Origin of the sequence: Aquabacterium sp. (assembly GCF_016234775.1) — a bacterium.
Classification (GTDB): domain Bacteria; phylum Pseudomonadota; class Gammaproteobacteria; order Burkholderiales; family Burkholderiaceae_C; genus Aquabacterium.
In genome coordinates, this window is the sequence record NZ_JACRAH010000005.1 from 101,189 (window position 1) to 111,501 (window position 10,313).

The window sequence follows — 10,313 nt, forward strand, 5'->3', positions numbered from 1 at the left end:
CACCGCATGTGGTTCACCCGCCTGTCCATCAACAACCCGGTGCTGGCCACCATGGTCATGCTGGCCCTGGTCGTGCTCGGTCTGTTTTCTTATCAGCGCCTCAAGGTCGATCAGTTCCCCGACATCGAACTGCCCACGCTGGCCATCCAGCTGGACTACCCCGGCGCCTCACCCGAGATCATCGAATCCGAAGTCACCCGCAAGGTCGAAGAAGCCGTCAACACGGTGGCGGGCATCAACCAGTTGTACTCGCGCTCCTATGAAGGCAGCTCGGTCGTCATCGTGCAATTCAATCTGGATGTCGATGGCCGCCGCGCCGCTGATGACGTGCGCGAAAAGCTCTCGGCCATCCGCCCCACCCTGCGCGATGAAGTGAAGGAACCGCGCGTCCTGCGCTTTGACCCGGCCAACCGCCCGATCTTCTCGCTGGCCTTGACCTCGCCAGATTCATCGCAAAGCGAGCAGGCGCTGAGCACCTACGCCGACCAGATCCTGCGCAAGCGACTGGAAAACGTGCGCGGCGTGGGCTCGGTCAACCTGGTGGGCGCCCTCAAGCGCCAGATCAACGTCTATCTCAAGCCGCAAGCGCTGCAGGCGCTCGGCCTGCGTGCCGAACAGGTGGCCAATGCCGTGCGCCTGGAAAATCAGGACCAGCCGGCCGGCAGCGTGCGCACGAAGGAGCAAGACCGCGTCGTGCAGGTCGACGCACGCCTGAAGACCGTGCGTGATTTCGAGCGCCTGATCATCACCACGCGCGCCAACCAACCCATCCGCCTCAGCCAGGTTGCCGATGTGATCGACGGCCCGCAGGAGCTGGAAACACTGGCCCTGTACAACGGCAAGCGCACGCTCGCGCTGGAAGTCCTCAAGGCCCAGGGCGAGAACACGCTGGATGTGGCCAAGGGCCTGCGCGAGGTGATCACGCAGGTGGAAAAGGAACTGCCACCGGGCATGAAGGTCGACATCATCCGCGACAACAGCCGCCCCATCGCCGTGAGCGTGTCCACCGTGCGCGAAACGCTGATTGAAGGCGCGCTGCTGACCGTGGGCATCGTGTTCCTGTTCCTGAACTCCTGGCGCTCGACCGTCATCACCGGCCTCACGCTGCCCATCTCCATCATCGGCACCTTCCTGTTCATGTATGCCTTCGGCTTTTCCATCAACATGATCACGCTGATGGCCCTGAGCCTGTGCGTGGGCCTGCTGATCGACGATGCCATCGTGGTGCGCGAGAACATCGTGCGCCATGTGCAGATGGGCAAATCGGCGCTCGACGCTTCCATGGACGGCACCAGGGAGATCGGCCTGGCCGTGCTGGCCACCACCTTGTCCATCGTGGCGGTGTTCCTGCCAATCGGTTTCATGGGCGGCATCATCGGCAAGTTCTTCCACGAGTTCGGCATCACCATCGTGGCCGCCGTGATGATCTCGATGTTCGTGAGCTTCACACTGGACCCGATGCTGTCAAGCGTCTGGCATGACCCGGCGATTCACCGCCAGGGTGATGCCGCCGCATCACGCTCGTGGTACGACCGCAGCATCGGCCGCCTGACCGGTGCCGTGGAGCGCTGGGCCGATTCGCTGGGCGAGGCCTACCAGCACCTGCTCGCGTGGGCGCTGGAACACCCCTGGTGGACCATGCTGCTCGCAGCTGGCAGCCTGGTCGGCAGCCTGGCCTTGATGCCCTTGATGGGCACCGAGTTCGTGCCCAAGGCCGATTACTCCGAGACCTTCGTCAGCTTCTATACGCCGGCTGGCACCTCGCTGGAAGCCACCGAAACGCGCACACACGATGTCGAGGCACTGATCCGCCAGATGCCCGAGGTCAGCTACACGCTGTCCACCATCAACACGGGCTTTTCATTGGGGCGCAACCAGGTCAGCGTCTACGTGCGCCTGAAGGACCGGCATCAACGCCAACGCAGTGTGGACCAGCTCTCTGCTCCCTTGAGACAGGCCTTGAGCCAGTTGCCTGACATCACCATCACCCACGTCGGCCTGCTGGATTCGGTGGGCGGCCAAAAGCCCATTCAGCTCTCCATCCAGGGTACCAGCCTGGCCGAACTCGGCAAGCTGTCTCAGGAAACAATGCGCAAGCTGAGCAAGGTGCCTGGCCTGGTAGACCTGGACACCAGCCTCAAGCCCAACAAGCCCACGCTGGACATCCGCGTGCGCCGCGATGCCGCAGCTGATCTAGGTCTCAATGTGGAGGCCATCAGCAATGCCTTGTCCGTTCTGGTGGAAGGCAAGACGGTAGGTAGCTGGCTGGCCTCCGACGAGCAGAACTACGACATCCGCGTGTCCCTGCGTCCGCAAGATCGCCGCACCGCCGAAGACCTGCGCAACCTGCCCCTCGTGGCCGGCACCGATGCACAGGGCCGCCCCCGCATCGTCAAACTGCACCAGGTGGCCGACGTCATCGAAGGCATTGGCCCCACCCAGATCAACCGCCGCGACCTCAACCGCGAGGTGGAGATCACCGCCAACGTGACGGGCCGCTCCATGGGCGAGGTCTCGGCCGACATCAAGGCCATCCTCGACAAGACGCCTTGGCCCGCGAACTACCACTATCGCTTCGGTGGCTCGACCAAGGACATGAAGGAAGCCTTTGCCTATGCCGCATCCGCACTGGGCCTGGCCGTGATCTTCATCTACATGATCCTGGCCTCGCAGTTCCGCAGCTTCCTGCAGCCCATTGCCCTGATGAGTTCTCTGCCACTGACCCTGATCGGCGTGGTCGTGACTTTGCTCGTGTTCGGCTCCACGCTGAACATGTTCTCCGTCATCGGCATCATCATGCTGATGGGCCTGGTCACCAAGAACGCCATCCTGCTGGTCGATTTCGCCAACCGGGCGCGTCTGGGTCACAGCGGTGAGACCGACCACACCGAGCCCTTGCCCCGACGAGAAGCGTTGTTGCTGGCCGCCCGTGTGCGCCTGCGCCCTATTCTCATGACCACGCTGGCCATGGTGTTCGGCATGGTGCCACTGGCCTTTGCCCTCACGGAGGGCTCCGAACAACGCGCCCCCATGGGCCAGGCCGTGATCGGTGGGGTCATCGCCTCATCCCTGCTGACCCTGGTGGTGGTACCCGTGATCTACACCTTCCTGGACGATTTCAGCATGTGGGTAAAAAATCGCTTTAATTCGGACAAGTCACTGTCGCATTGAGGCAAACCCGGCTGCTCTTCTTAAAATCTATGTTTTATCCGGATTACTTTCCCTTACCGTCTCCCGTAGGATGCCCAGCATGAACGTCGAACAAGCCCGTTTCAACATGATCGAGCAACAGATCCGCCCCTGGGATGTCCTGGACACCTCGGTGCTGGCCCTGCTGTCTGCCGTTCGTCGCGAAGATTTCATCCCCGCCGACCACCGCGCCCAGGCCTTCATGGACCTGGAGATTCCGCTGGGTCAGGGCCGCTCCCTGCTGGCTCCCCGTGTTGAAGCCCGCATGGTCCAGGATCTGAACCTGAGCAAGCGCGACACCGTGCTGCTGATCGGCGCCGCCACCGGCTACGTCGCGGCCCTGCTGGCCCACAAGGCGCAGCGCGTGATTGCGCTGGAAGCCGATGCAGCCCTGGCAACGGTGGCACGCACAAACTTGCGCAACGCCGCCGTGAACAACGCGGAAGTGGTGCAGGCTGATGGCAACGCCGGTTTCCCCGGCCAGGCCCCGTACGACGCCATTTTGCTGACTGGCTCGGTGGCCCAGGTTCCCCAGAGCCTGCTGGACCAGCTCAAGACCGGCGGCCGCCTGCTGGCCATCGTTGGGCAGGAGCCCATCATGCAGGCCACGCTCTACACCCGTGTGAACGACGCGCAGTTCAGCAGCCAGGTGCTGTTTGACACCATCGCGCCCCGACTGGCCGGTTTCACCGAGCCCAGCCGGTTCCAGTTCTGAAGAACCATACCCATTTGATTGAGGAATCATGATGTCCAAGTCCGTCAAAACGGCCCTGTCGCTTACTGGCCAACGTACTGCAGCCCAAAGGCGCGCGCTCGCCATGGCCTGCTCTGCGGCCATTCTGAGCCTGGCGGGCTGGACACATGCGCAAGCTGAAAATCTGGTGGACCTGTATCAGGCGGCCAAGGGCTATGACGCGGCTTATCTGTCGGCCAAGGCGCAGGCGGAGTCGGTGCAGTATCAGGTGGAGCAGTCTTACGCGCTACTGCGGCCCAGCCTGGGCTTGAAGGGCTCCATAACCCGCAGTCGCTTCGAGGGTGATGCAGAGGTACCACCGTCGTTAGCCATGGCAGGCCAAACAGCCAATGCCAGCACCACAAATAAAACGGCGTCGTTGGCCGGCAAAATGCCACTGATCAACCGGGCTGATTCCGCCAAGGTGGATCAGGCCGAGTTGTCGCTCGTTGCGGCCCAGGCCGACCTGAGCATCGCCGAAAACGATCTGGCCGCCCGGCTAACGCAGGGTTACTTTGACGTGCTGGCTGCTCAAGATGTGCTCAACACCACCCAAGCCAACAAGAAGGCCCTGGCCGAGCAACTGGCGTCCGCCAAGCGCAATTTTGAAGTCGGCAATGCCACCATCACCGACACACGTGAAGCCCAGGCCCGATTCGATCTGGCCTCGGCGCAGGAAATCGCCGCCACCAACGATTTGCGCGTCAAGCGCATCGCACTGGATCAGCTGGTGGGTCGCACCGATGTGACGCCCAGCCCACTGCTGACGCCGGCCAAGCTCGACGCTTTGGCGCCAGGCCAGATGGACGACTGGGTTGCCCAGACATCCAATGCCCCCGCTGTGCGCAAGGCAGAAGTGGGCCTGAAGGTGGCCAAGCTCGAAATCGACAAAGCCAAGGCGGGCAACTGGCCCACGCTGGATGCGGTGGCCAACCTGACGCGCAGCAAGATCGACTCCAACTCCTCCACCGTGTCAGCCGGATCCGGCTCGACTGCATCGATCGGCATCGAACTGAACATGCCGCTGTACGCTGGTGGCGCCGTCCAGAATCGCGTCAAGGAAGTGCTGGCGCTGTCCGACAAGGCCGAGCGTGACGTGGACAATGCCAAACGCGGCGTCGCGTTGAAAACACGCCAGGCTTTCTCCAGCGTGCAATCTGGCCTTGCTCAAGTCAAGGCCTACGAGGCGGCAGAGGCCTCGGCCAAACTGGCACTCGAAGCCACGCAACTGGGCTACCGTGTTGGCGTGCGAATCAACAAGGATGTGCTGGATGCCCAGACCCAGTTGACCTCCACCCAGAAGGACCTCTACAAAGCTCGCTACGACGTGATCGTCAGCTCCATCCTGCTCAAACAGGCCGCCGGCACACTGAAGGCCGACGATCTGGTTGACCTCAACAAGCTGGTTGCGCAATAAACCAGCACCTGTTGGCACCAGCTACGCCAACGCCCTTTCAGCAGGCCCGCCACGTGCGGGCCTTTGTTCTTGTGCTGGCGCAAGCCGAAATGCTATGAAGCGCCAGGGGCATGCGCTACATTGAAAACAACCAGACCCGATTCGATAGGAGACCACATGACATCCATGCGCCTGAGCGCTCTCACCTGCGCGACCTTGCTCGCCACCCTGGCGGCCTGCAGCAGCACGCCGCAGCATCATGAGCGTTATGCCGGGCACGTGATCGACGGCAACGCGGACATGGTGGTGGGCTGCAAGCTTCTGGATACCTTGAGCAGCAGCTCCGGCCTGACAGGCTTCTTCGCGCCCAAGGGCGTCGACAACATCAAACAGAACCTGCTGAGACAGGCCGATGCCATGGGCGCCACCCACGTGGTGTGGGACAAAGCCAGCGTGGGTTATGACACCACCACCTTGAGCGGCAAGGCCTATCAGTGCCCAAGCACAGACCACGCCCGATAAGCCTTGAGAACGTGCAAATGACAAAAGCCTGCAACCCATGAGAGTTGCAGGCTTTTAAATTTGGTGCCGGCTGTCGGATTCGAACTGACGACCTACCGCTTACAAGGCGGTTGCTCTACCAACTGAGCTAAGCCGGCATCAGATCCCTGAAGTCAAAGACTGCAAAGATCAGAAGCAGATATTCTACTACGGGAATTCGCCTTATTTGATGCGACGAAGAGCTGGTCGACCACCACCTGTTGGGGGGGGATCATTCGGCTCATCACCACCATCAACTGGCTTGGGCACGGACTCCACCTCAACAGGCTTGACCGCCTTGGGGCGATCCTTGGGTGTTGTGCTGCTAGACACGTCCCTGCCTTCACCTTTTCCAGCTCGGGCCAGCTTCAGTGAAGGCCCGCGCTCGACAGGGTGATCCGCAGGCAGGGTTGCATGCAAGACCGCCACGTCGCTGCCGTCATCAGGCGAGGAAGGTGAATCCACACCTTCACCACCCAAGGATGTCGGCACAGGGAAGGCCATGCCCTGCCCGTTCTCACGGGCATAGATGGCAATCACGTGATCGATGGGTACACAGATGTCCCGCGCCATGCCGCCGAAACGTGCCTTGAACTCGATGTAGTCATTACCCAACTGCAACTGGCTTGTGGCCTCGAAGCTGACATTGAGCACGATCTCGTTGTTCTTGACGTATTCCTGCGGCACCTGAACGGAACGGTCCACATAAACAGCCAGATAGGGTGTGAACCCATTGTCGGTGCACCAGTCGTGCAAGGCACGGATCAGGTACGGCCGGGTGGAGGAACCCTGTGAATCTTGTTCAGTGGACATGCTGCTCTTCAGACCGGAATCGGATCACTTACTTGCGCATCACTTTTTCAGACGGCGTCAGGGCTTCGATGTAGGCCGGACGCGAGAAGATGCGCTCAGCATACTTCAACAGCGGCAGGGCATTCTTCGACAGCTCGATACCGTAGTAATCCAGGCGCCACAGCAGAGGGGCAATCGCCACGTCCAGCATGGAGAAGTCATCGCCCAGCATGTACTTGTTCTTCAGGAAAATCGGAGCGAGTTGGGTCAGTCGATCGCGGATTTGCGAACGTGCCTTTTCCAATTGCTTGTCATTACCCTTGATGCCACCACGCCCCTCAAGCAGGTTCACGTGAGCAAACAACTCCTTCTCGAAGTTCAGCAAGAACAAGCGAACGCGTGCACGGGCGACAGGGTCACCAGGCATCAGTTGCGGATGCGGGAAACGCTCATCAATGTACTCGTTGATGATGTGCGACTCGTACAGGATCAGATCACGCTCAACAAGGATGGGCACCTCGTTGTACGGGTTCATCAGGGCGATGTCTTCCGGCTTGGCGAAGACGTCGACGTCACGGATTTCAAAATCCATGCCCTTTTCAAACAACACAAAACGGCAACGATGCGAATAAGGGCAGGTCGTTCCGGAGTAAAGCACCATCATGGCGGTGGGCTCCTATAGTTCTAAAAAGGCTCGTGGTGTTCGACACCACAAAACAACGAAGCGCAGTGACCGCTTTGCAGCAGGCCACTGCGCCACCAAGCGCTCACTGACAAGTCAGCGAGTGCGCCTGAATCACTTCACGTCTTTCCAGTACGCGGCATTCAGACGCCAGGCGATGAAGGTGAAGATCGCCAGGAAAATCAACACACCAACACCCAGTTGTTTGCGCTGATTTTGCATGGGCTCTGCCATCCATTGCAGATAGGCCACAAGGTCAGCCACGGCACTGTCGTACTCCTGGGGAGACAAGGTGCCCTTGGTGATGGCTTCATAGCCTTCGAACTTGTGTTCAACCTTCGCTGGATTGTGTGGATCAGCATGCGTCACAAACTTGGCAGCTTGCTGGCCCTGCAGTTCCCACAGCACGTGCGGCATGCCGACGTTGGGGAAGACCATGTTGTTCCAGCCGGTCGGACGCGTGTCATCACGGTAGAAGCTGCGCAGATAGGTGTAGAGGTAATCGGCACCCGTGCCGCTGCCGCTGGCACGCGAACGAGCCACCAGGGTCAGGTCAGGCGGCACAGCTCCGAACCATTCCTTGGCATCTTTCGGATCCAGGGAGACCTTCATGACCTCACCAACCTTGTCGGTCGGGAAGAGCAAGTTGTCCTTGATCTGTTGCTCGGTCAGACCGATGTCCTTCAGGCGGTTGAAACGCATGAAGGCGGCAGCGTGACAGTTGAGGCAGTAGTTGACGAACAGCTTGGCACCGTTTTGCAGTGCGGCCAGATCCGTCACACGCTCTTTAGGGAACTTGTCGAGCACCAGCGCGGTATTGGCGTGGGCACCCGACATCAAGGCCGATGTTGCCAACAACGCAGCCAGCAAGGAGGCTAGGATTTTTTTCATAGGAGTTTCCTGCTTCGATGTTCTGTGTGATCAGTGAGGCTTGAAAGTCACACGGTCAGGCACTTGCTTGAAGGTACCTGCCTGGCTCCACCAAGGCATCAGCACGAAGAAACCGAAGTACAGCAGTGTGCCGACTTGCGAGACCAGGTTGCCGATATCAGACGGCGGCTCCACGCCCAGGTAACCCAGGATGCAGAAGTTGATCACGAAGATGCCATACACCATCTTGTGCCAGCCCGGACGATAGCGGATGGACTTGACCGGGCTCTTGTCGAACCAGGGCAGACCAGCCAGGATCACCACAGCGCCACCCATCACGGCCACGCCCCAGAACTTGGCTTCGAACGTCTTCAACAGACCGACCACGACAGCAGCCACAACCAGACCAGCGATCTTGGTCTGACCGGTGCCCTTGCCCTTGATCAGGTTCAGCACGGCAGCCGCGCCGATGATGATGGCCAGCACGGTGACCATCTGGTCGGTGGTGGCACGCAGCATCGAATAGAACGGCGTGAAGTACCAGACCGGCGCGATGTGCGGAGGCGTCTTGAACGGATCAGCGGGGATGAAGTTGTTGTACTCCAGGAAGTAACCGCCAAACTCGGGCATGAAGAAGATCACGGCCGTAAAGCAGATCAGGAAACCGCCCACGCCCAGGATGTCGTGCACCGTGTAGTAAGGGTGGAAAGGCACGCCGTCCAACGGGTTGCCCTTGGCATCCTTCGGACCTTGCTTGATTTCCACACCGTCGGGGTTGTTCGAACCCACTTCGTGCAGCGCGATGATGTGCGCCACCACCAGGCCCAGCAGGACCAGGGGCACGGCAATCACGTGCAGCGAGAAGAAGCGGTTCAGGGTGGCATCGCCCACGACGTAGTCGCCGCGGATCAGGATGGCCAGGTCAGGACCGACGAAGGGGATCGCGGCGAACAGGTTGATGATCACCTGGGCGCCCCAGTAGGACATCTGGCCCCATGGGAGCAGATAACCCATGAAGGCTTCAGCCATCAGGCACAGGAAGATCAGGCAACCGAAGATCCAGACCAGTTCACGCGGGGTGCGATACGAACCGTAGATCAGGCCGCGGTACATGTGGAGGTAGACCACCACAAAGAACGCGGAAGCGCCCGTGGAGTGCATGTAGCGGATCAACCAGCCCCATGGCACGTCACGCATGATGTATTCGACCGAGGCGAAAGCCGTGGCCGCATCAGGCTTGTAGTTCATGACCAGGAAAATGCCGGTCACGATCTGGATCACCAGCACCAACATGGCCAGCGAACCAAAGAAATACCAGAAGTTGAAATTCTTCGGTGCGTAGTACTCGCCGACGTGCTCGTTGTACATCTTGGTGGCCGGGAACCGGTTATCCACCCATGTCATCAACTTTTCGCCGGCCGTTGCGCCTGCGGGCGCCTGCTTCATTTCAGCCATTGCGTCTCTCCTGTCAGGCCTTCTTGTCTTCGCCAATCAGCAGCTTGGTCTCAGACAGATACATGTGGGGCGGAATCTCCAGATTATCTGGAGCCGGCTTGTTCTTGAACACGCGGCCTGCCAGGTCGAAGGTCGAGCCGTGGCAAGGGCAGAGGAAACCACCTGGCCAGTCATCGGGCAGCGAAGCCTGAGGGCCGGATTGGAATTTGGACGTCGGAGAGCAGCCCAGATGGGTGCAGATACCCACGGCGACCAGCACTTCAGGCTTGATCGAACGGTGCTCGTTGCGCGCGTACTCGGGTGTCAGCTCGGCTGGCTTGCGCTCGGACTTGGGGTCGGCCAGTTGACCATCGATCTTGGCCAGACCGGCGACCTGCTCGGGCGTGCGCTTGATGATCCACACGGGTTTGCCGCGCCATTCAACCGTCATCATCTCGCCCGACTTGAGGGCGCTGATATCAGCCTCAACGGCAGCACCAGCTGCGCGAGCACGTTCTGAAGGTTGGAAAGTCGAAACGAAGGGGATGGCGGTGGCCACGCCGCCCACGCCACCGGCGGCGCAGGCCATGGTCACCCAGGTCCGACGGCTTTGATCCACTGGCTGATTGCTCATGGGTATCCTTTTGGACTTATAGAGGACTGATGGGACGATGAGA

The 10,313-nt window shown here is 60.3% G+C and carries 9 protein-coding genes and 1 tRNA gene; 4 read left to right on the forward strand and 6 right to left on the reverse strand.

Features of this window, described 5'->3' with window-relative positions; genetic code table 11:
• Nucleotides 1-6 precede the first annotated feature (6 nt).
• The 4 genes from HY836_RS02690 to HY836_RS02705 all read left to right on the forward strand — a co-directional run bounded on the left by HY836_RS02690 (nucleotide 7) and on the right by HY836_RS02705 (nucleotide 5,840).
• The gene (locus HY836_RS02690) at nucleotides 7-3,171 is read left to right on the forward strand and encodes an efflux RND transporter permease subunit (RefSeq protein ID WP_290673317.1); all 3,165 of its coding nucleotides are present in this window, start codon (nucleotides 7-9) and stop codon (nucleotides 3,169-3,171) included.
• Nucleotides 3,172-3,250: 79 nt separating this feature from the next.
• The gene (locus HY836_RS02695; RefSeq protein ID WP_290673319.1) at nucleotides 3,251-3,904 is read left to right on the forward strand and encodes a protein-L-isoaspartate O-methyltransferase; all 654 of its coding nucleotides are present in this window, start codon (nucleotides 3,251-3,253) and stop codon (nucleotides 3,902-3,904) included.
• A gap of 31 nt (nucleotides 3,905-3,935) precedes the next feature.
• A complete protein-coding gene (locus HY836_RS02700) occupies nucleotides 3,936-5,339 on the forward strand; it encodes a TolC family outer membrane protein (protein ID WP_290673321.1) in 1,404 nt (467 codons plus the stop codon).
• Between the two features lie 156 nt (nucleotides 5,340-5,495).
• Complete coding sequence (locus tag HY836_RS02705; protein WP_290673323.1) at nucleotides 5,496-5,840, forward strand: hypothetical protein; 345 nt, start codon at nucleotides 5,496-5,498, stop codon at nucleotides 5,838-5,840.
• Between the two features lie 61 nt (nucleotides 5,841-5,901).
• Here HY836_RS02705 and HY836_RS02710 read toward each other — a convergent pair.
• The 6 genes from HY836_RS02710 to petA form a co-directional block, all read right to left on the reverse strand.
• Nucleotides 5,902-5,977: transfer RNA gene (locus HY836_RS02710), tRNA-Thr, on the reverse strand.
• 64 nt (nucleotides 5,978-6,041) lie between these two features.
• Nucleotides 6,042-6,671: a ClpXP protease specificity-enhancing factor gene (locus HY836_RS02715; protein ID WP_290673325.1), complete on the reverse strand. Its 630-nt coding sequence runs from the start codon at nucleotides 6,669-6,671 to the stop codon at nucleotides 6,042-6,044.
• Between the two features lie 28 nt (nucleotides 6,672-6,699).
• Nucleotides 6,700-7,314, reverse strand: coding sequence for a glutathione S-transferase N-terminal domain-containing protein (locus tag HY836_RS02720; RefSeq protein WP_290673327.1), 615 nt, complete (start codon nucleotides 7,312-7,314; stop codon nucleotides 6,700-6,702).
• A 132-nt stretch (nucleotides 7,315-7,446) separates the two neighbouring features.
• Complete coding sequence (locus HY836_RS02725; protein ID WP_290673329.1) at nucleotides 7,447-8,223, reverse strand: cytochrome c1; 777 nt, start codon at nucleotides 8,221-8,223, stop codon at nucleotides 7,447-7,449.
• A 30-nt stretch (nucleotides 8,224-8,253) separates the two neighbouring features.
• The gene (locus tag HY836_RS02730; RefSeq protein WP_290673331.1) at nucleotides 8,254-9,657 is read right to left on the reverse strand and encodes a cytochrome bc complex cytochrome b subunit; all 1,404 of its coding nucleotides are present in this window, start codon (nucleotides 9,655-9,657) and stop codon (nucleotides 8,254-8,256) included.
• A gap of 13 nt (nucleotides 9,658-9,670) precedes the next feature.
• A complete protein-coding gene (gene petA / locus HY836_RS02735; protein ID WP_290673333.1) occupies nucleotides 9,671-10,270 on the reverse strand; it encodes a ubiquinol-cytochrome c reductase iron-sulfur subunit in 600 nt (199 codons plus the stop codon).
• Between the last annotated feature and the right edge of the window lie 43 nt (nucleotides 10,271-10,313).